The organism is Pantoea sp. (assembly GCF_039594315.1).
Taxonomy (GTDB): domain Bacteria; phylum Pseudomonadota; class Gammaproteobacteria; order Enterobacterales; family Enterobacteriaceae; genus Pantoea.
The window spans coordinates 1-26452 of record NZ_JBCNNP010000002.1 but is presented as its reverse complement, the minus strand read 5'-3'; the positions used below and the strand labels follow the sequence as shown (position 1 = coordinate 26452).

The 26452-nt window shown below is 51.4% G+C and carries 24 protein-coding genes and 1 other RNA gene; 16 read left to right on the top strand and 9 right to left on the bottom strand.

Features of this window, described 5'->3' with window-relative positions:
- Nucleotides 1-24 precede the first annotated feature (24 nt).
- Nucleotides 25-726 carry a response regulator transcription factor gene (locus tag ABDW13_RS01760; protein ID WP_343550684.1) on the bottom strand — a complete coding sequence of 234 codons (702 nt, stop codon included), beginning with the start codon at nucleotides 724-726 and terminating at the stop codon, nucleotides 25-27.
- A 485-nt stretch (nucleotides 727-1211) separates the two neighbouring features.
- Between ABDW13_RS01760 and ABDW13_RS01755 the strand changes: the two genes are divergently transcribed.
- The 3 genes from ABDW13_RS01755 to ABDW13_RS01745 all read left to right on the top strand — a co-directional run bounded on the left by ABDW13_RS01755 (nucleotide 1212) and on the right by ABDW13_RS01745 (nucleotide 7914).
- Nucleotides 1212-4865, top strand: a complete 3654-nt coding sequence (locus ABDW13_RS01755; protein ID WP_343550683.1) for an ATP-binding protein — start codon at nucleotides 1212-1214, stop codon at nucleotides 4863-4865.
- Nucleotides 4866-4964: 99 nt separating this feature from the next.
- A complete protein-coding gene (locus ABDW13_RS01750; protein ID WP_343550682.1) occupies nucleotides 4965-5588 on the top strand; it encodes a response regulator transcription factor in 624 nt (207 codons plus the stop codon).
- 322 nt (nucleotides 5589-5910) lie between these two features.
- Nucleotides 5911-7914: an NADPH-dependent 2,4-dienoyl-CoA reductase gene (locus ABDW13_RS01745; RefSeq protein WP_343550681.1), complete on the top strand. Its 2004-nt coding sequence runs from the start codon at nucleotides 5911-5913 to the stop codon at nucleotides 7912-7914.
- Here the strand turns inward: ABDW13_RS01745 and rlmG are convergent, their stop codons facing one another.
- Nucleotides 7915-9033, bottom strand: a complete 1119-nt coding sequence (rlmG, locus tag ABDW13_RS01740) for a 23S rRNA (guanine(1835)-N(2))-methyltransferase RlmG (protein ID WP_343550680.1) — start codon at nucleotides 9031-9033, stop codon at nucleotides 7915-7917.
- An 81-nt stretch (nucleotides 9034-9114) separates the two neighbouring features.
- On the opposite strand from rlmG, the gene ABDW13_RS01735 reads away from it, so the two are divergent.
- Nucleotides 9115-9615, top strand: coding sequence for a M48 family metallopeptidase (locus ABDW13_RS01735; protein ID WP_343550679.1), 501 nt, complete (start codon nucleotides 9115-9117; stop codon nucleotides 9613-9615).
- Here ABDW13_RS01735 and ABDW13_RS01730 read toward each other — a convergent pair.
- On the bottom strand, nucleotides 9612-11300 hold the full coding sequence (locus ABDW13_RS01730; protein ID WP_343550678.1) for a chloride channel protein: 1689 nt from the start codon (nucleotides 11298-11300) through the stop codon (nucleotides 9612-9614). The two genes, ABDW13_RS01735 and ABDW13_RS01730, sit on opposite strands and share 4 nt — an antisense overlap.
- A 139-nt stretch (nucleotides 11301-11439) precedes the next feature.
- Here ABDW13_RS01730 and ABDW13_RS01725 point away from each other — a divergent pair, with 139 nt between their 5' ends.
- The 3 genes from ABDW13_RS01725 (at nucleotide 11440) to sstT (ending at nucleotide 15130) form a co-directional block, all read left to right on the top strand.
- Nucleotides 11440-12426, top strand: a complete 987-nt coding sequence (locus tag ABDW13_RS01725) for a Gfo/Idh/MocA family oxidoreductase (RefSeq protein WP_343550677.1) — start codon at nucleotides 11440-11442, stop codon at nucleotides 12424-12426.
- A 254-nt stretch (nucleotides 12427-12680) separates the two neighbouring features.
- Nucleotides 12681-13652 (top strand): TerC family protein, encoded by a 972-nt coding sequence (locus tag ABDW13_RS01720; protein ID WP_343550676.1) that lies wholly within the window; start codon nucleotides 12681-12683, stop codon nucleotides 13650-13652.
- A 230-nt stretch (nucleotides 13653-13882) separates the two neighbouring features.
- Complete coding sequence (gene sstT / locus ABDW13_RS01715) at nucleotides 13883-15130, top strand: serine/threonine transporter SstT (RefSeq protein WP_343550675.1); 1248 nt, start codon at nucleotides 13883-13885, stop codon at nucleotides 15128-15130.
- Nucleotides 15131-15210: 80 nt separating this feature from the next.
- Here the strand turns inward: sstT and ABDW13_RS01710 are convergent, their stop codons facing one another.
- Together ABDW13_RS01710 and ABDW13_RS01705 are read right to left on the bottom strand one after the other, a co-directional pair.
- Nucleotides 15211-16701, bottom strand: a complete 1491-nt coding sequence (locus ABDW13_RS01710; RefSeq protein ID WP_343550674.1) for an altronate dehydratase family protein — start codon at nucleotides 16699-16701, stop codon at nucleotides 15211-15213.
- 4 nt (nucleotides 16702-16705) lie between these two features.
- Nucleotides 16706-18154: a tagaturonate reductase gene (locus ABDW13_RS01705; protein ID WP_343550673.1), complete on the bottom strand. Its 1449-nt coding sequence runs from the start codon at nucleotides 18152-18154 to the stop codon at nucleotides 16706-16708.
- Between the two features lie 361 nt (nucleotides 18155-18515).
- Here ABDW13_RS01705 and exuR point away from each other — a divergent pair, with 361 nt between their 5' ends.
- From exuR to ABDW13_RS01660, 9 genes are all read left to right on the top strand, one after another.
- Nucleotides 18516-19289 carry a transcriptional regulator ExuR gene (gene exuR / locus ABDW13_RS01700; protein WP_343550672.1) on the top strand — a complete coding sequence of 258 codons (774 nt, stop codon included), beginning with the start codon at nucleotides 18516-18518 and terminating at the stop codon, nucleotides 19287-19289.
- A 333-nt stretch (nucleotides 19290-19622) separates the two neighbouring features.
- Nucleotides 19623-20300 (top strand): DedA family protein, encoded by a 678-nt coding sequence (locus ABDW13_RS01695; RefSeq protein ID WP_343550671.1) that lies wholly within the window; start codon nucleotides 19623-19625, stop codon nucleotides 20298-20300.
- A complete protein-coding gene (gene mzrA, locus ABDW13_RS01690; protein WP_343550670.1) occupies nucleotides 20297-20665 on the top strand; it encodes an EnvZ/OmpR regulon moderator MzrA in 369 nt (122 codons plus the stop codon). Before ABDW13_RS01695 ends, mzrA begins: the two co-directional genes overlap by 4 nt.
- 173 nt (nucleotides 20666-20838) lie before the next feature.
- Entirely contained in the window at nucleotides 20839-21210 is a 372-nt protein-coding gene (locus tag ABDW13_RS01685; protein WP_343550669.1) for a DUF1090 domain-containing protein, read from the top strand.
- 35 nt (nucleotides 21211-21245) lie between these two features.
- Entirely contained in the window at nucleotides 21246-21551 is a 306-nt protein-coding gene (locus tag ABDW13_RS01680) for a YqjD family protein (protein WP_343550668.1), read from the top strand.
- A gap of 2 nt (nucleotides 21552-21553) precedes the next feature.
- On the top strand, nucleotides 21554-21952 hold the full coding sequence (locus ABDW13_RS01675; protein WP_343550667.1) for a phage holin family protein: 399 nt from the start codon (nucleotides 21554-21556) through the stop codon (nucleotides 21950-21952).
- The gene (locus ABDW13_RS01670) at nucleotides 21949-22233 is read left to right on the top strand and encodes a YqjK-like family protein (protein WP_343550666.1); all 285 of its coding nucleotides are present in this window, start codon (nucleotides 21949-21951) and stop codon (nucleotides 22231-22233) included. Before ABDW13_RS01675 ends, ABDW13_RS01670 begins: the two co-directional genes overlap by 4 nt.
- Nucleotides 22234-22440: 207 nt before the next feature.
- Nucleotides 22441-22851 (top strand): DoxX family protein, encoded by a 411-nt coding sequence (locus ABDW13_RS01665; RefSeq protein ID WP_343550665.1) that lies wholly within the window; start codon nucleotides 22441-22443, stop codon nucleotides 22849-22851.
- Between the two features lie 72 nt (nucleotides 22852-22923).
- Nucleotides 22924-23898: a glutathione S-transferase family protein gene (locus tag ABDW13_RS01660; protein ID WP_343550664.1), complete on the top strand. Its 975-nt coding sequence runs from the start codon at nucleotides 22924-22926 to the stop codon at nucleotides 23896-23898.
- 38 nt (nucleotides 23899-23936) lie between these two features.
- Here ABDW13_RS01660 and mdtI read toward each other — a convergent pair whose 3' ends face one another.
- The 4 genes from mdtI to rsmI form a co-directional block, all read right to left on the bottom strand.
- Entirely contained in the window at nucleotides 23937-24266 is a 330-nt protein-coding gene (mdtI, locus tag ABDW13_RS01655) for a multidrug/spermidine efflux SMR transporter subunit MdtI (protein ID WP_343550663.1), read from the bottom strand.
- Nucleotides 24253-24603: a multidrug/spermidine efflux SMR transporter subunit MdtJ gene (gene mdtJ, locus ABDW13_RS01650; RefSeq protein WP_343550662.1), complete on the bottom strand. Its 351-nt coding sequence runs from the start codon at nucleotides 24601-24603 to the stop codon at nucleotides 24253-24255. Before mdtJ ends, mdtI begins: the two co-directional genes overlap by 14 nt.
- A gap of 546 nt (nucleotides 24604-25149) precedes the next feature.
- Nucleotides 25150-25528: RNase P RNA component class A (rnpB, locus tag ABDW13_RS01645), an RNA gene on the bottom strand.
- Between the two features lie 33 nt (nucleotides 25529-25561).
- On the bottom strand, nucleotides 25562-26425 hold the full coding sequence (gene rsmI / locus ABDW13_RS01640; RefSeq protein WP_343550661.1) for a 16S rRNA (cytidine(1402)-2'-O)-methyltransferase: 864 nt from the start codon (nucleotides 26423-26425) through the stop codon (nucleotides 25562-25564).
- Between the last annotated feature and the right edge of the window lie 27 nt (nucleotides 26426-26452).

The following is a 26452-nucleotide window of genomic DNA, read 5'->3' as shown; positions in this document are numbered from 1 at the left end:
ATCAATGGCGACCCACGGCAAAGATCAATATCCTGACATCAAATCGTGGCTGTATTTGAACAACTCTGAATCGGAGCGCAAACCGAGTTTTTTCAACGCCGATTGCTTTTGGCCACTCACGGTTTTACGGCTGCGTTTAAACTTCACCGCAATTTGCGACACGCTTAAGCCATCGAGGAAACAACGCACCACTTCAACTTCACGCGGGCTGAGGGTTTTCACCTTCTCGTACATATTGCCTTTGTTATTGAAATCCATGTTTTCATCCAGCGACTCTTCGCTCATCACATAGAGATTTTCAACTTCATAGGCCACTTCTTTCGACAGGAATAAACGCCCTTGTGCCACCTGGCGAATCGCATGCGTAATATCCTGCATATTATGGCTTTTACCGATAAACCCTTTCACGCCTGCGCTCAACACCATTTTGACGATGGCTGGGCTTTCCATGGATGAAGAGATCAGAATCTTTTGCTGCGGGTAGTGATTGCGCAATTGCTTAACCAAGGCAAGGCCATCCAATTCTCGCTCACCTAACAAGAAATCTAATACCAATACATCAACTGGCGTGCTTCTCAGCTGATTAAACAATTCATTACTTGAAGCCCAGGTACCTACTAAATGAATGTCGGGCTCATGCTTTAAACACAACTCGAAAACAGTACGTACCATTGGGTGATCATCAAGGACAGCAACACGCACTTGTTTATTGTGTGCATATACCATTTATTTATTCCCTTATTGCAGTTCTTTCTTTGTCCAATTGTGATAACCACACCAGTTGAAATGACCTGATGACATTAATAAGCGACAATTGAGTTCATTAATTTACCTCAACGCTTTAAACATTAAAGTTAACGTATCGACTAAATGGCAACACCGCCTGCTGGAGTCGAATATCTTTTTATACTTGAAAATTTAATGTTGCCCACTCACGTAAAAGTGCGAAAATTCTGACTTAACACAGCAACAAGACCACATAAGAATTGTCTTGAAAGGACTCATCATGATTATCACTTTGAATAACATGAATAATTAATAAAATTTCACGCTCAGCAAATCGAATGTTTTCTTTAACAAAAGTGCGTATTTTTGAGAATCGTCGCAAAATATTGGTAGCAGCAAATTAGAATGCGAGAAATATTAAAATATCTTTATACTCCAATGTCCTTACTGCAATTAATGTGGTTTATCCTTTTCTAGAGAGTGCCGTGCTCAATCTGCCCGCTATTTTCCGTTTGGCAACTTTATTGTTCCTGCTGATATTATCACCGTTCTTATTTGCCAATGAAAAAACATTGCAACTGCTGGCTCGATATGACACGACGCAGCCAACTTTGCAATTAGCAGAGCCTATATCTTCGGGATTTCGTCAAAAAATTATTAAAGTTGCGGTAGCAGGGCAGCCACAACCTCCATTGTATATGGATACCGATCCGCGCCGATTTGAAGGGCTGAGCGCTGATTATCTCTCTCTGATTCAAAGTATGCTTGATACCACCATCGAACTATATCAGTACCCCAGTTACAGTGCCGCTTATAAGGCCGTGATCAGCGGTGAAATGCAGATGTTGGCTATCCATGTGGAGGTTCCCTCATCGGGACCACAAACACTCATCGCCAGCGAACCCTGGATGCTGGATTACAGTGTGGTAGGTTATAAAGCCAATCATCTCTTAAGCTTAAATAGCACGCTTGAGCAGCGCATCGCTTGGTCTGGCGCGCCATTTTTGCGCGAGTATTTAAATCACACCTACAAAAGTGATCAACTGGTACGTTATCCCAGCAATTATGATGCCGTAGCAACGGTGGCATTTGGTCAGATGGGCCAGATATGGGGCAACGCCGCCACAATGAATCATCTTAATCGTTACGTGTTTGCCAATGCTTTGAAAATCGCACCTGATCCACACAGTATTCCATTGAATGTTAGCTTTGGTATCAGTCCGCAACTGCCACAATTGGCAGAGGCCATCGATCAGGCATTAATTCAGATTCCCCTCGCTATTCGCCTACAAATAGCTAAACGCTGGCAACTTGATGCCCACCATGTTTTACAGCGTAATCCGCTGGCATTGACTCAAGAAGAGGAGCAATGGCTTAAAGAGCATCGGGAGATAGCGACCACACTTTCTCAAACTTTGGCACCTTTAAGTAGTCGCTACGCCAGAATGCCTTTTCGTGGCATGATTGTGGATGTGCTAGAGCTGATCTCTAATCTCAGCGATCTGAATTTTGAATTTCAATTCACTCAAGAGACTCCGTCTAATAATGCCCCTCGTCTATTTCCGTTAGAACTCATTGAGCGCGCGGATGAAGCACACCCAGAATTAAATACACGACCGTGGTTAGTTTCGCATTGGGTCATTATTCGCAATCAAAAACCGCGCAGCATTCTTGGCCTCGATACGTTTCCTTTTGGTACGGCATTAATCTTGAGTAATCAAGCGGTGAAAGAGTGGATGATGCAGCATTACCCGAATTTGAACCTCGTTAACAGCCAGGATCCCGTTGATGCTTTGCATAAACTGCGCGAGCACAGAGTTGATGCAGTAGTGGTGCCAAAAATATTTTCCGATTATCTGCTGCGCAATGATTTCAGTGATGGATTAACCGTTGAAAGCACACTCGGCGCGGAACCAGCGCGTTTTGTTATGCGTGTTGAACCGGGCAATGAAATGCTGGTGAGTATTCTTAATAAAGCGCTGTTAGCTATTCCACCTGAAACATTATTTAAGTTGTTAGCGCATTGGCGGCAGGCTGAGACGCCTTTTCTCAGCGCATCCTGGCAGAATTACAAACAGGCAATCTTAATTATTGTGCTGGTTTCAGCCGGAGTCATTGTGCTGATTCTGTTGTGGAACCGCCATTTACGAAAGATCATTCAGCAGCGTATTCAAGCTGAAAACGCGCTGAAGAATCAGCTTAATTTTACGCATACTCTTTTTAACGATTCGCCGGTTGCGATGTACATTCGCGACAAGAAAGCCCGATTAGTTGACTGTAACAAAGCCTATCTTCGCTTTATGAATTTCCGCCGCGAGGAGGTCATCGGTAAACGCCTTTCAGACGTGCTAACCGGCAAAAATTCCAGCATCCACAGCATTGAAGATGGCTATTTGCAAACCTTGCAGGACGGTGAAGCGGTTATGCGCGATATACAAATGGCGTTTAATCAACAAACGTTCCAGCTTTATCACTGGACGCTTCCTTTTCGCGATCGGCATGGCGATGTCGCCGGGGTAATTGGCGGTTGGTTAGATATCACTGAACGCAACGCTTTATTACAAGAACTTCAATTGGCAAAGGACGCAGCAGACAAGGCAAATCGCTCTAAAAGTGCCTTTCTCGCCAGCATGAGTCATGAAATCCGCACCCCGTTACATGCCATTATTGGCTTGCTGGAATTGGAAACGCGATCGCAACCAGCCGATTCACTGTCAGAAAACATTCGCGTGGCATACAGTTCAGCGCATGCTCTGCTGTCATTAATTGGCGATGTACTCGATTTATCAAAGATCGAATCTGGCTTATATCAGCCCACGCTGGAAACCGTTTATTTACCGGACGTGATTGAACAGGCTGTGGCACTGTTTCGTAATAAGGCGGAAAGCAAAGGGCTGAATCTACTGATTGAAATGGACATCGCCGCTTATTGGGTCAAAACCGATCCACTGATGATTAATCAAATTCTCTCTAACCTCTTAAGCAACGCTATAAAATTCACCGATGAAGGCACGATAACCGTGGTGTTGATGCAGGGCATTGCTCAAGAGGAAGAAGGCAACGAATTCGTCATTGAAGTGAGCGATAACGGCTGTGGGATGACGGAAGATCAGCAGCATGCCATCTTCGAACCTTTCGTTCAGGTTGGCGAGCGACATCAACAGAAGCTTGGCACCGGCTTGGGACTTAGCATCTGTCACAATCTTGCCCACCTTTTGGATGGTGAATTGATAGTAGAGAGCGCACCTGGCGAAGGTGCGGTTTTCTCGTTCTATTTTCGCGCTCAGCAAGGCGAACCGCGCGATCAAACACAACCTCATCTATCGCAACCACAGCTATCAGACAAGCTTTCGGTATTAGTGATAGACGATCATGCGCCCAATCGCCTGTTATTGGGTAAACAGCTTGAGTTGGCAGATCATCAAGTGGTGGTCAGTGAGAGTGCAGCAGAAGCGTTAGCACTGTGGCAACGGAATCCGCTCCGTTTTGATTTAATCATCACCGACTGCAATATGCCCGGCATGAACGGTTTCCAGTTTGCTGAGGCATTACGCGAATATGAGCATCAACATCATTTGCCGCCAATTATGCTCTATGGACTGACAGCTTCTGCTGAGGAGCACATTTTGCAGCGCTGCTTGCAATCTGGCATGAATGACTGCTTATTTAAGCCATTGAATTTAGATAAATTACTTAAAAAAATTGCGCATTGTATTCACCGTGACTCAGATAAGGTTATGACAGGTGAGGCGGTAGAAACGGTTGAAATGCTCGAAAGTGTTGAGATGGTCGAAACAGGCATAACAATTTTTCCGCCTCTGTTAACTCAATTGGCTGAACGCGATGCTGATAGCTGTTTGGCATTAATTACCAGCATCCGCACCAGCCACCAACAACTGTTGGCAGAATTGCAGCAATCTCAGCGAGCCAGTGCGTTATCGCAATTGGGTCATAAACTTAAGGGTGGCGCAGCCATGATCAATGCGAATGCATTGATGCAGTTGGGACGTCGCCTGGAAAAGTATGAAGAAGAAGATGCGCAGCTGATAATAAAAGAAATTACTTTAGAAATAGATCGCGTAGATCAGGCATTAATTGAATTCGTTACGTCTCGCCTGAAAAAACAGCAGATTTTCTAGAATCATAATCTTAACGAGACATTTCTCGGTTCGCCCTATTAATCCGCCGGACATAATAACCGTCAACGTTATCATTACGGTGACGTTAAAGGGAGATATATGTTTAATGCAAAAATTCTCATCATTGATGAGCATCGGTTGGCGGCCGCGGGTGTACAGGCATTATTATTGATGAATGGTTTTAATTGTGTCACTACTGCACACACAATTAACGATGGTATAGATGATATCATTCATCATCACATTGATATATTGATATTGGATCCAGATTTCAAAGAAAAAAATGGTATCGCATTTTTACGCGACATCGTTAAATCAAAAGCCTGGATGAAGGTCATCCTGATAAGTCAGGGCGGTAACAACCACCCTTCCATACAATCACTTAGCCAGGGAGTAAATGGATTTATATCCACATATGATCCTATTCAAACCCTGATTGCAGCCATTGGCTGTGTATCCAATAATGTTAATTATCTTCCTGGTGATATTTTAGATAAACTTCAGCGCTACACGAATGAGCAAGATATGCTTTCTCGATTAACAGATCGTGAAAATTTAATCCTGCGTCAACTCGCGCAAGGAAAATCAAATAAAATCATCGCTTGTGAATTGGGGTTAAATAATAAAACTATTAGCACCTATAAAACAAAGATATTCCAAAAACTTGAATCAAAAAACCTGGTAGATATCATTGAACTCGCCCGCCGCAATGGTGCCTGTTGATAGAAAAATCAAGACTAGTCTTGCGGATTATTCGTGCTGTGTCGTGTCATGATACATCTCGTTCATACCTCGAACAGTTTTTAAAAAGATTGAGTCTTAACAGAATTAATAACCACAGAGCTAATTTATTAGCCCCTTCTTCATGCTATTACAGGGCGAGCTGGTTTCTTCCCGTGCCTGGCGAAGGCAATCCGATGCTTTCGTCTGCGACTGGCCGCCCTGCTTTTTTTTGATGCTTCTCACAGGCTGAACGCCACACACTTTCTTCCCGCTAAAATCCCGCTAGAGTTCACTCATCCGACCACTTTATGAGTATGTGATCATGTCTGAGCACTATGCCCACCTTTTTGCCCCGCTGGATTTGGGCTTTACCCAACTGAAAAACCGTTTCCTGATGGGTTCAATGCATACCGGATTGGAAGAGCATGCAGATGGCGCTGAACGCTTAGCCGCTTTTTATGGCGAACGCGCACGCGAGGGCGTGGCGCTGATTGTCACAGGCGGCATTGCCCCCAATCCGCAAGGTGTGGTGGCACACGGCGGAGCGATGCTCAATCAAGAAGATCAATGCGGCTGGCACCGCGTCATCACCGATGCGGTGCATGCTGAAGGCGGGAAGATTGCGCTGCAAATTCTGCATGCCGGGCGCTACAGTTATCAGCGCGATTTAGTCGCCCCTTCGCCATTACAAGCGCCGATCAACCCTTTCACGCCGCATGCATTAAGTGATGTTGAAATTCGCCAAACCATTCAAGACTTCGCGCACTGCGCCAAACTGGCACAGCAAGCAGGTTACGACGGCGTTGAAATCATGGGCTCGGAAGGCTATCTGATTAATCAGTTTTTAGTGGCGCACACCAATCAGCGTGATGATGATTGGGGCGGCGATATCGAGCGGCGACAACGCTTCGCGTTGGAAGTGACCCAAGCTGTGCGCAACGCTGTTGGTCATGAGTTCATCATTATTTTCCGTCTGTCGATGCTCGATCTGGTCAATAACGGTAGCTCTTTAGAAGAAACGCTGGCGCTGGCGAGCAAACTTGAGCAGTGCGGTGTGACGATCTTTAACAGCGGCATTGGCTGGCATGAAGCGCGCATTCCGACTATCGCCACCTGCGTGCCGCGTGCCGGTTTTGCCTGGGTTACACAGCATCTGCGCGAACAGGTTTCGGTGCCGGTGATTGCCACCAACCGCATCAACCATCCGGAGGTAGCAGAACAACTACTTCGTGATGGCATTGCCGATATGGTATCGATGGCGCGCCCTTTCCTCGCCGACGCCGCGTTCGTGCGCAAAGCGCAATTTGGCCAGCCGGATGCAATCAATACCTGCATTGCCTGCAATCAAGCCTGCCTTGATCAGATTTTTGTCGGCAAAGTGACGTCGTGCCTGGTGAATCCGCGTGGCTGCCACGAAACCTTGATGCCAGTGATCAACGCTGAAAAGCCGAAAAAATTAGCTGTTGTCGGTGCGGGCCCCGCTGGCATGGCTTTCGCGCTACAGGCCGCTCAGCGCGGTCATCAGGTTGCGCTGTATGAGGCGGATGCGCATATTGGCGGCCAGTTTAATATCGCTCGACAAATCCCCGGAAAAGAAGAGTTCAGTGAAACGCTGCGCTATTTCCGCCACCAATTAGCGGCGGCTGGCGTAGTGATTCATACCAACCAACGCGTCTCCGCCGAGGAACTTGAATCAGCCGATGAAGTGATCATCGCCACCGGCATTACGCCGCGACAGCTCACCCTTCCCGGCATCGATCATCCCAGCGTGCTCAGCTACCTCGACGTCATTCGCGATAAAAAACCGGTTGGCAAACGCGTGGCGATTATTGGTGCCGGCGGCATTGGCTTTGATACCGCTGAGTTTCTGCTACATCAATCCAGCCACGAGGATTTCTACCAAAACTGGGGCATCGACCACAGCTTGCAAGCGCGCGGCGGTTTGATCGCGCCCAAGCCGCAGCCCGCCGATCGTCAGATTTGGCTACTACAACGCAAATCCGGCAAACCGGGTGCGGGATTGGCGAAAACCACCGGCTGGATTCATCGCGCCAGTTTGCAAGCACACGGCGTGCAGTTGTGGGGCGATGTGGAGTATCTGAAGATTGATGATGCGGGCCTGCATCTGCGCCATCAGGGCGAAGCTATCACGTTAGCCGTGGATAACGTGGTAATTTGTGCCGGACAAGAACCGCTGCGGCTATTGGCGGATCAACTCAGCGCGCGTGGCAAAACGGTGCGGGTGATTGGTGGAGCGGACGTGGCGCAGGAGCTGGATGCTCGCCGCGCCATCGCTCAGGCGACTGAACTGGCGCTGAGTGTGTAATTAGCGCAGTTTGACCGAACGCAGTACCACGAACTTGGCGTTGGAGGCCACCAGTTCGCAGTTGCCAAACAGCTTTTTCATTTTGACGTGATAACCGAGGTGGCGGTTGCCGACGATGCGCAACTCGCCGCCATATTGCAGGCAACGCTTGGCATCGCGCAGCATTTGCCACGCCAGATGATCGGTAACCGCGTGCTGCTGATGGAACGGCGGATTACACAGCACCGCGTGCAGACGATCCGACGGGAAGCCGCTCAGCACGTTGTTAACGCGGAACTGGCAGCGCGCCATATCCTGCGGACGGTTCACTTCCACGTTCAGCTGGCTGGATGCCACCGCCATGTAAGATTCGTCATAGAACAGCACGTCGGCATTGGGGTTCTGCTCCAGCGCCAGCAAGCCAATCACGCCATTGCCGCAGCCAAGGTCGAGAATCTCACCTTCAATATCAAACGGCAGATGCTGCATAAAGAAGCGTGCACCGACATCCAGCGAGGCGCGCGAGAAGACGTTGGCGTGGTTATGAATCTGATAGGCTGAATCGTCGAGCGGCCAAACGGTGGTCGCAGACTGCTCGGCCAGTTTTGGTGCGGTATAACGGCTGTAAATCAGACGCGCTTTTTTCCATGCCAGTGAAGTTTTGCTCTCACCGAGGATGCGCTCAAACAGTTGCAGCGTAGAGTTGTGAATATCTTTGGCTTTCGCCGCCGCCAGAATCAGCGTGTCCGGCGTCACCACTTCACGTAGCGCACGCAACTGGTGTTCCAGCAGCGCCAGCGCTTTAGGGATTTTGATCAGCACCACCGCCGGAGCAGCCGGCAATGGCGCAAGGCTATCGAGAAAGTGCACCTGATCCTCGTCCATCTCATTGAGACGCAGGTTTTGTTTCGCCGCCTGCTCACTCAGCAGCGAATCACTGACATGCCACACTGGACGTTCGCCCAAGCCGCAAGTCAACGCACCAAAGCTGTCGTTGAACACCAGCACCGGTCCTTCTGGCAGCTCTTGCTGCAACAGGTATTCATCGGCGGAATCCCACGCCTGTAGCGGGCTTTCCTCGCGCATAGGCGGGAAGCGGTGCAGTGTCAGCGTGCGATTGGTCAGTTCAAGTTGGCTCATGGAATCTCCGGCGTGGTACACTTTGCGCGATTTTCGCCCTAAAAAGGGGGCGCAGTATACTGTCTTTCGTCGGGAATCCCAATGTCATTAATTTACTTGCAGGGTTACCCTGAAAACATCCTCGAACAAGTGCAGACTTTAATCGAACATCAGCGATTAGGTGCCTTTTTGCAGGAACGCTATCCCGATACCCATAATATCGTTAGCGATCGCGCGCTTTATGATTACACCCAAAAACTGAAAAACCGTTACATGCGCAGCGCACCGCCGGTAAGCAAAGTGATTTGGGATAATAAAATCAAGGTGATGAAGCATGCATTGGGGTTGCATACCGCGATTTCTCGCGTGCAAGGCGGCAACCTGAAAGCCAAAGCCGAGATTCGTATCTCGACTTTCTTCCGCCTCGCGCCAGAACCGTTTTTGCGCATGATCGTGGTGCACGAACTGGCGCATCTGAAAGAGAAAGATCACGACAAAGCGTTCTATCAACTCTGCTGCCACATGGAACCGGATTACCATCAACTGGAATTCGACGCTCGCCTGTGGATGACCGATCAGGCGATGCGCGGCAACGCGGCTTAAAGAAACTCCTGCGCTTTTTGAATCAGGCTGGTTTTCGTCAGCGCGCCCATAAAACGGCGCTCTTGCGGATTATTCAGCACCGGCAAACGCTCCAGCGTCACGCGAGCAAACGCTTCCCAACCTTCACGCATACTTTGATTCTGATAAATACACGGGAAATCGTTGTCCATCACGCTGCTTACCGGCGAATGCAAGGTGATCTCCTCAGCCAGCACTTTGCGTGAGATGTCGTGAATCGATACCACGCCGAGAAATTGCCCGGCACCGTTAATCACATAAACATAACGCTCACGTTTCAGCGAACTTACCGCCAGCGCTTGCCCCACCGACTCTTCTGGTTGTAACGCCGCGCCGGGAATAATCAACTGGTCGACGCGCATATTGTCGAAATCGTACTTAGCATCGGAACGGCTGAAGTGATTGCTTACCACCGGATAAGTGCTGGTCGATTGCAGGCGATACACCACCATTGAGGCTAAAACCGAGGCGATCATTATCGGGAACAGCAGGCTGCTATTGAGAGTCATTTCTAGCACCATCAACATCGCCATCAACGGCGCCTGGCTGACCGCCGCCAACACCGCCGCCATGCCAATCGCCGCGTACAGCAAGGTATTACCAACCGGCAAATGCAACACTACGCCGATCTGCGCCAGCGCCACACCGAGCAGTGCGCCGATCAATAATGAAGGTGTAAACAACCCGCCGACCGCGTTGGAACCAACCGATAAGGTGGTCGCCAACGTTTTCAAAACCAGCAATCCCAGCAAGCCCATTAATAGATAGTGGCCTTCGATGATTTTGACGATAACTTCATAGCCGTTGCCGAGAATATCGGTGGAGATCAGCGCCAAAAAGCCCACCGCTAAACCGCCAGCGCCGAGACGTAATGGCAGCGATTGCACACGCGCAAACAACGCCTTGCTACGCGCAATCAGTTTGATCAGCAGCCAGCCCGCCAATCCGGCGACAAAACCAATTACCATGGTCATCAGCAAACTACTGACATCCATCTGGAATAGCGCATCAGATAATGGATATAGCGCGCTGCGAAAACCCAGCGACCACATGGTCATCACTGCAACTGCCGATGCCACAATCAGCGGAATCAGCCGTTGCAGCGCCGAGATACCAAAGGCAATTTCCGCGACAAAAATCGCTGAAGCCAGCGGCGCGTGATACACCGAGGAGAGTCCGGCAGCGGCAGCCATCGCCACCACATCGCTATTGCGCAGATTCAATGACGCCGGCAACCAGCGGCCAATCAAACTGCCGCTGAGTGCCGAAAGCTGCACCATCGGCCCTTCTTTACCAATCGATGCACCGCTGCCGATACTGGCAATTGACGACAGCGCCCGGAACAGCGAGGTTTTGGTCGGCACCGCATCAAGACGCGCATTGATCACTTCCAGGTAATCGGTTTGCACCGTTTCCTGTTTTTCAATTGTCACCGCATAACGCAGGAACCAGCCAGCCAGCAAACCGCCAGCACCCACCAGCAGCGGCCAGAAAATCCACGGCCAAACGTGCATCGCCACAGTGATTTCGTTATCGCTATTGAATAGCAGGCGGTTAATCACGTCGATCACACCACGAAAAGCCAGCGTGACCAGCGAAGCCACACATCCAACGGGAATGGCGATCAGTAATGTGGTCCAGTTCAGAGCATGTTTACTTCCACTCACCCGCGCGTCCCCGCTCATTCGGTTAAAAAGTTGTGCGGCATCATCATATTGGAATGCGGATCTCAGGATCAAATTTCGCCTGCCAACCAGCCAAATGAACATGCTACTCTGCCGCTTTACTTTAGCAGGAGAGCAGCACGTGATTCGTTTCGCCATTGTGGGAACCAACTGGATTACCCGCCAGTTTATCGACGCCGCACATGAAACCGGCAAGATGAAACTCAGCGGTGTCTATTCACGCAATCAGCAGCAGGCCGACGCGTTTGTGGCGGATTATCCTTGCCAGCTGACTTTCACCTCATTGGATGAACTGGCCACCAGCAGCGAGATCGATGCGGTCTACATCGCCAGCCCCAACGCGTTGCACAGCGAGCAGGCAATTCTGTTTATGTCGCACGGTAAGCATGTGATTTGCGAAAAACCGATGGCTTCCAACTTACGTGAAGCCGAAGCGATGATCGCCTGCGCGCGTCAGCATCAAGTCGTGCTTTTCGAAGCCTTTAAAACCGCCAGTTTGCCAACCTTCCTGCAACTGCAAAAAACCTTGCCGCAGTTGGGCAAGCTGCGCAAAGCCTTGATTAACTATTGCCAATATTCATCGCGCTATCAGCGTTATCTGGATGGCGAGAACCCGAACACCTTTAATCCGCGCTGGTCGAACGGTTCGATCATGGATATCGGCTTTTACTGCCTCGCCGCCGCCATCACGTTGTGGGGCGCGCCGCAGCAAGTGAAAGCGCAAGCTTCACTGCTGGAAAGTGGCGTTGATGCACACGGCGTGGTGGTGCTGGGCTACGGCGATTTTGATGTCACTTTGTTGCACTCAAAAGTCAGCGACTCGCTGATTCCTAGCGAAATTCAGGGCGAAGCGGGATCATTGGTGATCGACAAGATCTCCGAATGCCAGCAACTGCGCTTTATTCCGCGCGGCGGCGAGAGCCAGAACCTGACGCAACCGCAGCACATCAACACTATGCTGTACGAAGCAGAAACCTTCGCCAGATTGGTGGAAGCCGGGGAAGTGGAGCATCCAGCGCTAGATACGTCGCGCATTACCGCACAACTGCTGACAGAAATCCGTCGCCAGACCGGCGTGGTGTTCCCGGCAGATCAGGCAGAAGTGTAAATATTGCAAAACATTTCTGCGCCCTCTTGCCAGCAACAAGGGTCCTAAGTATCTTGAGCGCTGCAAAGGGGAGTAACTTCTACGCTGATTGATCGTCATTACGTTGCGTAAGCATCCGGTCATCAGGCAACCCGGAATCTATTCTGAGTTGTAAGTGAGACCTTGCCGGAAGGCGAGGTTTGCTTGCAGCACGATCAAAGCGGCTGACGTCTTCTGACTTCAGCCGTTTTTTTATGTCAGAACAGGAGACTACGATGCAATCAGTAGGCACACCGTTACTCTGGGGCAGCTTTGCTGTCGTTGTTGTCATCATGCTTGCCATCGACTTGTTATTACAGGGTCGACGTGGCGCGCAAACCATGTCATTCAAACAAGCGGCAATCTGGTCGCTGATTTGGGTATCCGTTTCATTGCTGTTCAGCGCGGCTTTCTGGTGGTATCTCGACGGTACTGCTGGCCGTGAAGTGGCAACCGCACAAACCCTCGCCTTCCTCACCGGCTACGTTTTAGAAAAAGCGCTGGCGGTGGATAACGTCTTCGTCTGGCTGATGCTGTTTAGCTATTTTGCTATTCCAGCGCAACTGCAACGTCGGGTACTGATTTATGGCGTGTTAGGCGCGATCGTGCTGCGAACCATCATGATTTTCGCTGGCAGCTATTTGGTGACGCAGTTCAGTTGGATCCTGTACGTCTTCGGTGCTTTCTTACTCTTCACCGGCCTGAAAATGGCGCTGGCGAAGGAAGAAGATGGCAGCGCGGTGGGCGAGAAGCCAGTGGTTCGTTGGCTGCGCAAGCATCTGCGTATGACGGATGATCTGGATGGCGAAAAATTTTTCACCCGCAAAAACGGCGTATTATTTGCGACGCCGCTATTGCTGGTGCTGATTATGGTGGAGCTCAGCGACGTGATTTTCGCCGTTGATAGCATCCCGGCCATCTTCGCGGTGACTACCGATCCGTTCATTGTGCTGACCTCAAATCTGTTCGCGATTCTCGGCCTGCGTGCGATGTATTTCCTGTTGGCGAACGTGGCAGAGCGCTTCTCAATGTTGAAGTACGGACTGGCGATTGTGTTGGTGTTTATCGGCATCAAAATGCTGATCGTCGAGTTCTATCATATTCCGGTAGCGATCTCGTTAACGGTGGTGGGCGTGATTCTTGGCGGCACGCTGCTGATTAACGCGTGGGTAAACCATAGAAACGACCAGAAGCACATCTCACCATAATCTTCTGTAGGGGCGCTAATCGCCCCTGCTTTATTTCGCCAGTAGCAAACTTTGCCTTTTATATATCTGTCACATTTCCACTCATTAGCAGATCAAAAAACCGACCTGCCGCGCAAGCTCAGAATTATCTCTTTCATCATCAACTCTTTTCCTTATACTCCGCCGGGCAAACCGTTGGGCGTGGTGGAATTGCGCACAACTCTCATGGCCACAATAAAAAGACCTGTGATATGCAAAACAACTTTATTGGACGTCTGGGCGCGCTGTTCGCAGGAAGCCTGGTAAAACAAATTATGATCGGCCTGGTGGCTGGCGTGGCGCTGGCGTGGTTCTCACGCGATGCGGCATTAGCTGTTGGCTTGCTGGGTGAACTGTTCGTGCGCGCACTGAAAGCTGTCGCGCCGTTGCTGGTATTGGTGTTGGTGATCTCCTCAATTGCCAACCATCAGCAGGGACAAAAAACCAACATCCGCCCGATTATCATGCTCTATCTGCTCAGTACCTTCTTCGCCGCAGTCGTGGCAGTGATCTTCAGTCATTTGTTCCCACAAACGCTGTCGATGAACGTCGGTGCCACGCAGATCACGCCGCCGTCGGGCATCACCGAAGTGCTGCATGGCTTGTTGATGAGCATGGTGTCGAACCCAATTGAAGCGTTGATGAACGCCAACTACATCGGCATTTTGGTGTGGGCGTTGGGATTAGGTTTGGCGTTTCGCCATGCCAGCCCAAGCAGCAAAGCGTTTCTTAATGACGCGTCCAACGCCGCAACCTGGGTAGTACGCTGCGTGATTCGTTGTGCGCCAGTGGGGATTTTTGGTCTGGTGGCATCGATTTTGGCCTCAACCGGCTTCGATGCAATTTGGGAATACGCCAATCTGCTGGCGCTGTTGTTAGGTTGCATGCTGATTATGGCGCTGGTGGTCAACCCCATGTTGGTGTTCCAGAAAATTCGCCGCAATCCTTATCCATTAGTATTCACCTGCTTGCGCGAAAGTGGCGTCACTGCCTTCTTCACCCGCAGCTCAGCGGCCAATATTCCGGTCAATATGGCGCTGGCGAAACGCCTGAATCTGGATGAAGACACCTATTCCGTGTCGATTCCACTCGGTGCCACCATCAGCATGGCGGGTGCGTCGATCACCATCACCGTGTTGACGCTAGCGGCGGTGCATACACTGGGAATTTCTGTTGATGTGCCAACCGCGGTTCTGCTGAGTTTGGTGGCCTCACTGTGTGCTTGTGGCGCATCCGGCGTGGCGGGCGGTTCGCTGCTGTTGATTCCGGTTGCCTGCAATATGTTTGGTATTCCAAATGATCTGGCAATGCAGGTAGTGCCGGTCGGCTTTATTATTGGCGTGCTGCAAGATTCCGCCGAGACCGCGCTGAATTCATCAACGGATATTCTGTTTACTGCGGCGGTATGCCAGGCAGAAGCCGAACGCGAACCGCGTCGTACGGTGTCAGAATCGGAATAATTGCCCAGGTCACCATCAATGGCGACCCTACAGATATGTGGCGAGGTTTTTGTAGGGTGCGCATTCATGCGCACCTGGTTTTAAAGCGTAACGCCGCTTTTAAAGATGGCTAACTCGCGGAAATCATTGGTTTCATTCCGTGCGGGCTGACCATTCGCAATCGCCACAATCATATCGACAAAATCCGCCAACATCTCCGGCATGCTCATTCCTTCAATCAAACGCCCGGCATTGAAATCGATCCAGTGCGGTTTCTTCTCGGCTAATTGCGTATTGGTAGCAATCTTCACGGTGGGCACAAACCCGCCATACGGCGTGCCGCGTCCGGTGGTGAACAACACCATATGGCAACCGGCACCCGCCAGTGCACTGGTTGCCACCGCATCGTTGCCCGGCGCACTGAGCAAATTCAGCCCCGGCGTGTGCAGGCGTTCACCATATTTCAGCACATCGACCACCTGACTTTGCCCAGCTTTCTGCGTGCAACCGAGTGACTTCTCTTCCAACGTGGTGATACCGCCCGCTTTGTTGCCCGGCGAAGGGTTCTCGTAAATCGGCTGCTGATGATCGATAAAGTAGCGCTTGAAATCGTTGATCATTGCCACGGTTTTCTCGAAGGTGGCTTCATCGCGACAGCGGCTCATCAGAATGCGTTCGGCACCAAACATTTCCGGCACTTCCGTCAGTACCGTGGTACCGCCGTTGGCAATCATTTGGTCGGAGAAACAGCCGAGCATCGGATTCGCGGTGATGCCGGAAAAGCCATCCGAACCGCCACATTCCAGGCCAAACTTCAGCTCGCTGAGTTTGCCCGGCTGGCGCTGATCCTGACGCATCACCTGATAAAGCGCATGCAAACGTTCCAGTCCCGCTTCCACCTCATCATCCTGTTTTTGGCACTCCATAAACTGCACGCGATCGCTGTCGAAGCCGCCGAGCGTGTCGCGGAATACATCGACCTGATTATTCTCGCAGCCAAGCCCAATCACCAATACCGCGCCCGCATTGGGATGGCGCACCATGTTTTGCAGCATGGTGCGGGTGTTTTCATGGTCTTGACCGAGTTGCGAGCAGCCAAACGGGTGGCTGAACAGGTGCACGCCATCAATCCCGGCAGCGTCATCGGTCTCTTTCATAAAGCGCGTCAGGATTTGTCGCGCGATACCGTTGACGCAACCCACGGTTGGCAAAATCCACAGTTCATTGCGAATGCCCACTTCACCACTGGCGCGACGATAGATCTGCACCTCACGATCACCGGCTTGCGGCGGCAGATCAAGAAAGTCAGGCTGATAATCGTATTCATCGACATCGCTGAGATTGGTGCGCGCGTTGCTGGAGTGAATGATCTCACCCGCTGCAATGGGCTGCGTGGCATGGGCAATCGGCAAACCGTACTTAATCACCAGCGCGTCGCTGGCTAACGGCTGCAAAGCAAACTTGTGACCACGGCCAACCTCTTGCTGCAAGGTTACCGCGACGTCATCAATCACCACGGAACTGTTCGCCGCCAAATCGCGCAGCGCCACCGCAACGTTGTCGCGGGTATGAATTTTGATCGCATCTTGCATCGCGTTATCTCAGTTGTGTCAACGCCGTCCGCATCCCGTGGACGATGATGTTTTGCAGGTTTTGGCTTACCGCGGCCACTAATCCTGGCCGCTGAGTGAGATCTTCGCCCCAATGATTGGCATCGCTGAGCACCGCACGCACCAACAGTTCTGGCGTTTGTTTATCGTGGTTTACCGCCGGCCACAGTTCAGCAAAACGTTGCAGCCAATGTTCATCGTCCTGCAACGGCCAGTGGCGATCGCCCTGCTCGCCGCGATAAAACGCCAGCAAAGCCGCAAAGGCGAACGTCAGGCGTTCGGGCCACTTGCCGGTTTGCTGCTGTGCGAGAAGCAGTTGCGGTAATAAACGGGTGCGGAATTTGGTCATGCTGTTAAGCGCAATCGACAGCAACGCGTGGCGAATAAATGGATTGCGGAAGCGGCGCTGCACCGCATCGGCGAAGGCGTGCAATTCCTCACGAGGCAGATCCAAGGTGGGAATCACCTCTTCGCGCAGCAACACGTCAACAAAGCCAGCCAATTGCGCATCACTCATCGCCTCACCCACGCTTTCTACCCCAGCCTGAAACGCAACCGGCACCAGCGCGGTGTGCGCACCGTTGAGAATCGCCACTTTCTGCGCTTTGTAAGGCGTGATGTCATCGACCATCTTCACTTCAGGCGCCAGCGCGTGCAGCTTGAGTTCTTGCGCCAGCGTATCCGGCCCTTGAATCACAAACTGGTAATAGACTTCACCTGCCACTAAATAACGATCTTCGTAGCCCAACTGCGCGCTAATCTCAGCGCTGTCGGCGGGATAGCCGGTGACAATACGATCCACCAGCGTGTTGTAAAACGCGCAATGATCCTGCACCCAGCGGGCGAATTCGGCTGGCAGCTGCCAATGTTGGCTGTATTGCAGAACCCGCGCTCGCAGCGTGTCGCCGTTGTTGTCGATAAGCTCACACGGCACCACCAGCCAACCTTTATCGCTGGCGGCGGCAAAGTGGTTGAAGCGCGCCCACAACAGTTGCGTCAGCTTGCCGGGGAAGGACGATGCGGGCGCACCATCCAGTTGATCCTGCGGGTTAAAGACAATCCCGGCTTCGGTGGTGTTGGAAAACACAAACCGCATTTGCGGCGCGTGAGCGAGTGCGAGGAATGCATCAAGCTGCTGATAAGGCTGGATTTCACGGTTAATCGTGCGAATTAGCCGGGTTTCGCTCACTCGCTCACCTGCCGCATTGAGCCCGCGAATCAAGGTGGTAAACAAGCCATCTTGCTGGTTCAACGAATCATCAACCACGCGATTACGCGGCCGCACCACCACGACACCCGCATCGGTGGCTTGGTGTTGGTTCAACCAATCAAGCTGCCAATCAATAAACGCGCGTAAAAAATTACCTTCGCCAAACTGAATGACGCGATCGGTGTAGTGCGCGCCGGGAAAATCATTCCGGTTCAACCGCTGCATACTTGCTTCCTCAATTCCGTCGCTATCGAATAATAAAACAAAAGTTATCATACCAATTTTTAGAATTAACAGAATTTTTTGCGATGCAGTTCACAATAATGATGATTATATTGTGGGTAATAAGCAGTATTGAATTTTAAATCCATTAATAACAACATGATAAGTAAAACCCGCATTACTCACTTTTCGGTACGCAACTTCTTATCATGTATAACAACTCGTCCATTTCGCTCTTCTCATTGTTTCCCTACAAAGCATTAGCAGGCGTTTCTTGCTTCCAGAGACGTACACGCCAATCCGTTTCCTCAACGCCGCCAAAGTGGTATAACAACTCAACTTTTTTCACACAGTGGAGCGCGTGATGGACCTCAACGAATCCCGTCGCCTGTATCAACAACTCGCCAGCGATTTGAAACGCCGTATTGAAGCGGGCGATTACGCCGTTGGCGACAAACTGCCAGCCGAGCGCTTGATTGCGGAAGAAATGCAGGTCAGCCGCACCGTGGTGCGTGAAGCGATCATCATGCTGGAAGTGGAAGGTTACGTGGAGGTGCGCAAAGGTTCGGGCATTCATGTGATCAGCAGCCAGCAGCAGAATCGCGTGGCGACGCCGAGCCAGCTTGAGTTCGCCCATTTCGGCCCATTTGAACTGTTACAAGCGCGGCAATTAATTGAGAGCAATGTGGCGGAGTTTGCTGCCACCCAAGTGACGCGCCAGGACATTTTAGCGCTGATGGCGATCCAGGAGAAAGCGCGCCAGGAAGATCATTCACGTGATTCCAGCTGGGATATGGAGTTTCACGTGCGTATTGCTCAGGCGACGCAAAACAGCGCACTGGCGGCGATTGTCGAGAAGATGTGGCTGCATCGCCTGCACAATCCCTATTGGCTCAAACTGCACGAACACATTGATGCCAAAAACATCACCAGTTGGTGCGATGATCATGACCAGATTCTGAAAGCACTGATACGCAAAGATCCGGCCGCCAGTAAGTTGGCAATGTGGCAACATCTGGAAAATACTAAGCAGATGCTGTTCAACGCCACCACTGACGATTTTGAATTTAATGTGGATCGTTACATGTTTGCGGAAAATCCGGTCATCCTGCCTGGAGGCAGTGACAACCCACGCTGATCCTGCTTATTTTTCAGGCATTTTGCTGCTGAAAAAGTCAGTTAGTCTGCAATAGTGTCAGCTCATGTAAAGCTCCTTTGGACCATCCGCGTCTAAAGGTAAAACTCCTGTGGGCAGGCACTTTCCCCTGTCTGGATAACGTTATTTTTGTTACAGTTATCGCCCTTTTATTACCCTTTGCGACAGGGCTGTAAAAAGTCGCTGATTTAACAATCAATTCTGGAAGGACCCGGAAAATCCTGCTCAGGCTGCTTATCTAAAATGTATAACCAACGCCAGTCTGCGCCTAAGCCCCTCACGGGCACGTTTAACAATGATGTTCAGGAATGATTGATGGATATTTTGAAAGCATTGCTGCATGCCTTGTGGCAGCAGGATTACGAAATGCTCTCCGACCCGACATTGGTTTGGGCCATTTACGGCGTGTTGTTCATGATCCTGTTTTTGGAAAATGGACTGCTGCCAGCCGCATTTCTGCCGGGCGACAGCTTACTGATTTTAGTTGGCGTGCTGATTGCCAAAGGCACCATGAGTTTCCCACTGACCATTTTGATTTTGACCACCGGCGCCAGCCTGGGCTGCTGGGTTAGTTACATTCAGGGCCGATGGCTGGGTAATACGCCCACTGTACAAAATTGGCTATCGCATCTGCCCGCACAATATCACCAACGCGCACACGCCCTGTTCCACCGCCACGGTTTGTCTGCGCTGTTAATTGGCCGCTTTATCGCCTTCGTGCGCACCTTGCTGCCGACCATTGCTGGGCTGTCTGGCCTGAGCAACGCGCGTTTCCAGTTCTTTAACTGGATGAGCGGCTTCCTGTGGGTGGTGATCCTCACCGTGCTGGGCTTTGCATTAGGCAAGACGCCGATTTTCCGCCGTTACGAAGAAGAGCTAACGTTAGGATTGATGCTGCTGCCGCTGGTGTTACTGGTGATCGGTTTGGTGGGTTCTCTTGTGGTGCTGTGGCGTAAACGCCAGTCAAATCGCAAAGGGAACTCACAACCATGATCAAATTCAGCGGATTCCCAAGGCACTATCTACCTTGGGCGTTGGGTGGTGCGTTGGCATTGCTGGCGGTGTGTTTTATTCCGGCCATGATGCAGCATGAAACCGTGGTGCAAATCCGAGTTTCAAACAACAGCACTAATCTACCTGACGGTTTTTACCTTTATCAGCAACTTTCGGCGCAGGGCGTGCGCATCAAAAGCATTACACCTTCTGGCGACGCGCTGGTGATTCATTTTGACAATGAAGAGCAAAGCATCGCCGCGCAGAAAGTGTTGAAACGCCTGTTGCCACAAGGTTTTGTCGTGGCCGCTGGCCCGCAAGCGTCACAACAAAATTCTGATAGTAATCGCCCAACCTACAGCTAATCTTTGCCGCCTGCGCGATAAGCCAGGCGGTGAGTTAATCCTCGCTATCCCCGCGTCTTCTTTGAATTTTTTCGTCTGCTGACTATCCTTAGAGGTAGCGTAAGCCTAAGACATGCTGGGATGCCCTTTTGCCCGTCTATGGCAAGTCATCAACAATGGAAGGTCACAACCTGATGAAACATCAATTACTGCTAGGTGCTATTCTTTTCTCTCTTTCAGGTTCGCTATTGGCAGCTGAATCCCTTTGCCAGCAAAAGGAGCAGGATATTCAGCGTGAAATCGATATGGCGAAACAGCACAACAACCAGCGCCGCGTCACCGGGCTGGAGCGCGCGCTGACCGAAGTCCGCGCCGGCTGCACCGATGAGAAATTGAAATCTGCTCATAGCGAACGTATCGCGGCGCAAAAACACAAAATTGCTGAACGTGAGCGTGAACTGAAGGAAGAGCGTCAGGATGGTGACAAAGGCAAGATTGAGAAGCGCGAACGTAAGCTAGAAGAGGCGCAGCACGAGCTTAAAAAGCTTGAGACTGAACCTTATTAATCGGACTTAACTACATGCTGTAAAAGGAGATTTCCATGGCTAAAGAATCATCATCTGAACATCTGCGCGCTGAACTGAAAAATCTGGCGGATACCCTGGAAGAAGTGCTGAGCAGCTCAGCGGACAAATCCAAAACCGAACTCGACAAACTGCGCAGCAAAGCGCGTGGTGCAATCGAAAGCTCGCGTGAACGCCTCGGCGACTCCGGCGAACGTATCGCGCAAACCACACGTGAAGCGGCGGAAAAAGCCGATGAATACGTGCGTGATAATCCATGGCACGGCGTAGGTATCGGTGCAGCGGTAGGCATTTTAATCGGCATTCTAATCTCACGGCGTTAATGATGAGTGATAGTCAGCAAAGCCACGGCCCCGGCAAAGGGGTCTTTAACATTGGTCAGCGCATCGTAACCACGCTGGTTAGCATGGTTGAAACCCGTGTTCGACTGGCGATTGTCGAGCTGGAAGAAGAGAAGGCGAACCTGATTCAGATGCTGATGATGGTTGGCCTGACCATGTTGTTTACCGCTTTCGGTTTGATGAGTTTGATGGTGCTGATCATCTGGGCGGTGGATGCACAATATCGTCTGATGGCGATTGCCATCACCACTGGCGTGCTGTTTGCCTTAGCGCTGATCTTCGGATTGTGGACGTTACACAAATCGCGCCAATCAACGCTGTTACGTCACACACGTAAAGAGCTGGATACCGATCGCAAATTGCTGGAGGAGCATCGCTCATGAGCCGCCGCGAACGTGAAGCACGTATTCACGAATTGCTTAATCAAGTTCAGCAACAGCGGCTTGATCTCAGTGCTGGCCGCCGCGATTGGCTGGCGGGCACAGCGCAGTACGATCGCGGCTGGCTGACGTTGATTGGCATGCGTCGTTATCTGGCGATTGGCAGCAGCGCTCTGGCGATTTGGTCGATTCGCAGCCCCAACCGTTTGCTGCGCTGGGCGAAGCGCGGTTTTGGCGTCTGGAGCACCTGGCGCATGATCAAATCCACGCTGGATACGCGATAAATCTCTCTATTAAAGGCCGGGCCGAAAAGGTTCGGTTTTACTCCATCAAAATCCCTGAACAACATTAACAGTTTATCTCGCTTACAACTCTTTCATCCTGCGATTATCATCTCCCTCCATCAGCCCAATGAACTTATTTAAGCGGTTCAACGGGATTCAAACCCCGCAGGCCAACAACCTGCAACAAAAACCTTGTTGGAGTAGATGATGAAAAAATTCGAAGACTCAGGCCTGTTGGCAGCACGTATCTTAATGACCATTCTGTTTATTACCGCAGGCTGGGGCAAAATTACCGGTTACGCTGGTACCGCACAATACATGCAAGCCATGGGCGTGCCGGGCTTCTTCCTGCCGCTGGTTATCCTGTTGGAGTTCGGCGGCGGCCTGGCAATTCTGTTCGGTTTCCTGACGCGTTTCACCGCACTGTTCACCGCGGGCTTCACGCTGCTGACTGCATTCCTGTTCCACAGCAACTTCGCTGAAGGCGTTAACCAGCTGATGTTCATGAAAAACCTGTCTATCGCCGGTGGTTTCCTGGTGTTGGGTTTGGTGGGTCCAGGTGCTTACAGCATTGACCGTCTGATTCGCCAGCGCTTCCAGCCGGCAGCAGCACGCTAAACGCGGCAACACCACATATACTGATTGTCAGGGGCGGGGATTTTCCTCGCCCCCTTTTTTTATGGAGGGCTTATGGGACAGCTGATTGACGGTGTCTGGCACGACACCTGGTACGATACGAAGTCAACCGGTGGCCGCTTCAAACGCACTGAAGCCGTATGGCGTAACTGGATCACCGCGGATGGCAGCGCTGGCCCAACCGGCAAAGCGGGTTTCGCCGCCGAACGCGGTCGCTATCATCTGTATGTCTCACTCGCCTGCCCGTGGGCGCATCGCACCTTATTAATGCGCCAACTGAAAGGGCTGGAAGATATGATTTCCGTTTCGGTGGTGCATCCGCTGATGCTGGAAAACGGCTGGACCTTCGACAGTGATTTCCCGGCCGCAACCGGCGATGCGTTGTATCAAAAAGAGTTCCTATACCAGCTCTATCTACATGCCGATGCGCAATATACCGGCCGCGTGACCGTGCCGGTGCTGTGGGACAAGCAGCAACAAACCATCGTCAGCAATGAATCCGCCGATATCATGCGTATGTTGAATAGTGCGTTTGATGCGCAAGGTGCACGCGCCGGTGATTACTATCCCGCTGAGCTGCGTGACAAGATTGATGAGGTGAATAGCTGGGTTTACGACACCGTGAACAACGGCGTGTACAAAAGCGGTTTCGCTACCTCACAGGCAGCTTACGATGAAGCGGTGACGGCGCTGTTCCATTCGTTAGCGCGACTTGAGCAGATTCTCGGTCAGCATCGTTATCTCACTGGCAATCAGCTAACCGAAGCCGATTTGCGCCTGTGGACCACCTTGGTGCGCTTCGATCCGGTCTACGTCACCCACTTTAAGTGCGATCGCCACCGCATCAGTGATTTCCGCAATCTAAGCGGCTTCCTGCGCGACATTTACCAAATGCCGGGTATCGCCGATACGGTAAACCTGCCGCACATTCGCCATCACTATTATTGCAGCCATAAAACCATCAACCCCAGCGGCGTGATCTCGCTCGGCCCCGCTTTTGATTGGGATGAGCCACACGGCCGCGATTGATGGATGCATTCACCTCTCCGTGCGAGAGGTGAATCATTTTAGGCAAATTTAATCAGCACCATGCCAAACAGCAACAATGCCACACCCAACCAGCCAATGCGGCTCAGCCGTTGTCCAAACAGAATCCAGCCCGCCGCCACCGTCGCGACTAAACCCAATCCGCCCCATAAAGCGTAAGCGACAGTCAAATCAATCCCTTTCACCGCCTGCGCCAGCGCACTGAACGCTGCCAACACCGCCGCTAACGAGAGCACACCAAACAACGGGCGACGAAAACCGTTGGAGTATTTCAGGAAGATATTCGCGGCAATTTCCAACACCACCGCCAGCACTAACCACGCGATGTGCAATCCGTTAAACGTTGCCATGGTGCAGCTCCTTGCGGGTCAACGTGCCGGATTTAATCAGCACAATGCCGAGCACTAATGTCAGCAAACCGGCAACTTTCACCACGGATAGAGTTTCATCAAACAGCAGCACGCTAAACAGCGTAATAAATAGAATGCCGACACCTTCCCACATGGCATACGCCACGCCGAGCGCGATTCGTTTTATAGCGAAAGACAAGAGAATATAAGACAGCGCGATCATCACCAGCATAAAAATATAACCAGCGTTGCCGCCATTAACGCTGGCCCATTTCATTGACACCGTGCCGATAATTTCCGCCACGATTGCCAGAGCTAATAAAATCCAATACAGCATGATTTCTCTCCTAATGAGAAATAAACGCCAGCCACGCGAAAAATAAACGTGTTAGCCAATTAAATTAAAAATGTAGAAAAGGAGAGAACGAGACTAAAGCGCGAAGCGCCAGTGCTGATCGCAGATAGAGCAGTTGGAGGTAAAGAGAGATGAGAATAGTGATGCTTTGAATGGTGCGAACATTTTGTCCATAAAATTACAACTTATCCACGTTGTTGCTTCTCGTCAGTGTGGATTAAATTTGTCCTCAGTAGTTAAACACGCGCTTATTCTGGCACAGGCAAAATATTGTTTTCAGGGATTTTCATTTCTTTACGTGAGAACGTTTATTTATTTCCGTGCGTGCTGATGCCCTCACCCTAGCCCTCTCCCACAGGGAGAGGGAATTGTATGGCGCGCTCTGGCAGAATGAGCTCAATATTAACTCATCGCTCGATCGGTCCCTTCTCCCGCTAGCGGGAGAAGGTTAGGATGAGGGCCAGCGCGCACCCAGCGACACAAAGTAAAACGCCCACAAGATTTCTCTTGCGGGCGTCTTTTTCGAAAAGTCGAAACTGACCGATAAGCCGGGTTCTGTCGTGGACAGTCATTCATCTAGGCCAGCAATCGCTCACTGGCTCAAGCAGCCTACCCGGGTTCAGTACGGGCCGTACCTAGTGAACCCCTATTTGGCCTTGCTCCGGGTGGAGTTTACCGTGCCACGAACTGTTGCCAGCCGCGCGGTGCGCTCTTACCGCACCCTTTCACCCTTACCTGATCCCATTACTGGGCCATCGGCGGTTTGCTCTCTGTTGCACTGGTCGTAGGCTTGCGCCCCCCAGGCGTTACCTGGCACCCTGCCCTATGGAGCCCGGACTTTCCTCCCCTTTGCCCGTCTCCCCCCGAAAGAGGACGACGACAAAGCGGCGACTGTCTGGTCAGCTTCGGCGCGGGATAATAGGCGATCCGCCGCCGTTTGTCACGCCTCTTGCTGCTCGAGCGCGTACTTATACAGAGCGTTCTTCTTAACGCCATGAATTTCTGCCGTTAGCGCAGCGGCTTTCTTTAATGGCAGCTCTTTTTGCAGCAGCGCCAGCGTGCGCAACGCTTCGGCAGGCAGGGCTTCTTCATCGGCTTTATGGCCTTCAACAATCAGCACCATTTCGCCTTTGCGGCGATTTTCATCCTCCAGCACCCATGCCAGCAGTTCGCCGACCGGTGCACCTTGGATTGATTCCCAGGTTTTGGTGATCTCGCGCGCCAGCACCACATAGCGCTCAGCACCCCACACGCTAACCATATCTTGCAAACTATCGATCAGGCGATGTGTCGATTCATAGAAAATCAGCGTGCGCGGCTCCTCGCCAAGCGCGCGCAGCACATCACAACGCCCTTTGCTTTTGGCCGGTAGAAATCCTTCGTAACAGAAACGATCGGACGGTAATCCCGCTGCGCTTAATGCTGTGATGGCCGCGCAAGCACCCGGCAATGGCACCACGCGCACACCGGCTTCACGGCAGCGACGCACCAAATGGTAGCCCGGATCGTTAATTAATGGCGTGCCCGCATCGGAGACCAGCGCGATGCTCTGGCCCTCTTGCAGCTTGGCTAACAGCACTTCGGCTTTCTGCTGTTCGTTGTGGTCGTGTAATGCGAAGAGTCGCGCATTGATGGCGAAATGTTGTAGCAACAGCCCGGTATGACGTGTATCTTCCGCTGCGACGAGATCGACGCTGGCGAGCACCGTTAACGCTCGTTGCGTAATATCACCCAGGTTACCGATCGGGGTAGGAACGATATAGAGCGTGCTGGCAGAAATCTCTGCCCGATCGAGTTGTTTCATTGTTTCATCCGAATTGCCGATTTAATA

Excerpts from the sequence above, each read along its gene's own strand:
- ABDW13_RS01760 (WP_343550684.1), bottom strand. The coding sequence starts at position 726 with ATGGTATATGCACACAATAAACAAGTGCGTGTTGCTGTCCTTGATGAT.
- ABDW13_RS01750 (WP_343550682.1), top strand. The coding sequence starts at position 4,965 with ATGTTTAATGCAAAAATTCTCATCATTGATGAGCATCGGTTGGCGGCC.
- ABDW13_RS01745 (WP_343550681.1), top strand. The coding sequence starts at position 5,911 with ATGTCTGAGCACTATGCCCACCTTTTTGCCCCGCTGGATTTGGGCTTT.
- rlmG (WP_343550680.1), bottom strand. The coding sequence starts at position 9,033 with ATGAGCCAACTTGAACTGACCAATCGCACGCTGACACTGCACCGCTTC.
- ABDW13_RS01735 (WP_343550679.1), top strand. The coding sequence starts at position 9,115 with ATGTCATTAATTTACTTGCAGGGTTACCCTGAAAACATCCTCGAACAA.
- ABDW13_RS01720 (WP_343550676.1), top strand. The coding sequence starts at position 12,681 with ATGCAATCAGTAGGCACACCGTTACTCTGGGGCAGCTTTGCTGTCGTT.
- sstT (WP_343550675.1), top strand. The coding sequence starts at position 13,883 with ATGCAAAACAACTTTATTGGACGTCTGGGCGCGCTGTTCGCAGGAAGC.
- ABDW13_RS01710 (WP_343550674.1), bottom strand. The coding sequence starts at position 16,701 with ATGCAAGATGCGATCAAAATTCATACCCGCGACAACGTTGCGGTGGCG.
- ABDW13_RS01705 (WP_343550673.1), bottom strand. The coding sequence starts at position 18,154 with ATGCAGCGGTTGAACCGGAATGATTTTCCCGGCGCGCACTACACCGAT.
- exuR (WP_343550672.1), top strand. The coding sequence starts at position 18,516 with ATGGACCTCAACGAATCCCGTCGCCTGTATCAACAACTCGCCAGCGAT.
- ABDW13_RS01695 (WP_343550671.1), top strand. The coding sequence starts at position 19,623 with ATGGATATTTTGAAAGCATTGCTGCATGCCTTGTGGCAGCAGGATTAC.
- mzrA (WP_343550670.1), top strand. The coding sequence starts at position 20,297 with ATGATCAAATTCAGCGGATTCCCAAGGCACTATCTACCTTGGGCGTTG.
- ABDW13_RS01685 (WP_343550669.1), top strand. The coding sequence starts at position 20,839 with ATGAAACATCAATTACTGCTAGGTGCTATTCTTTTCTCTCTTTCAGGT.
- ABDW13_RS01680 (WP_343550668.1), top strand. The coding sequence starts at position 21,246 with ATGGCTAAAGAATCATCATCTGAACATCTGCGCGCTGAACTGAAAAAT.
- ABDW13_RS01675 (WP_343550667.1), top strand. The coding sequence starts at position 21,554 with ATGAGTGATAGTCAGCAAAGCCACGGCCCCGGCAAAGGGGTCTTTAAC.
- ABDW13_RS01670 (WP_343550666.1), top strand. The coding sequence starts at position 21,949 with ATGAGCCGCCGCGAACGTGAAGCACGTATTCACGAATTGCTTAATCAA.
- ABDW13_RS01665 (WP_343550665.1), top strand. The coding sequence starts at position 22,441 with ATGAAAAAATTCGAAGACTCAGGCCTGTTGGCAGCACGTATCTTAATG.
- ABDW13_RS01660 (WP_343550664.1), top strand. The coding sequence starts at position 22,924 with ATGGGACAGCTGATTGACGGTGTCTGGCACGACACCTGGTACGATACG.
- mdtI (WP_343550663.1), bottom strand. The coding sequence starts at position 24,266 with ATGGCAACGTTTAACGGATTGCACATCGCGTGGTTAGTGCTGGCGGTG.
- mdtJ (WP_343550662.1), bottom strand. The coding sequence starts at position 24,603 with ATGCTGTATTGGATTTTATTAGCTCTGGCAATCGTGGCGGAAATTATC.
- rsmI (WP_343550661.1), bottom strand. The coding sequence starts at position 26,425 with ATGAAACAACTCGATCGGGCAGAGATTTCTGCCAGCACGCTCTATATC.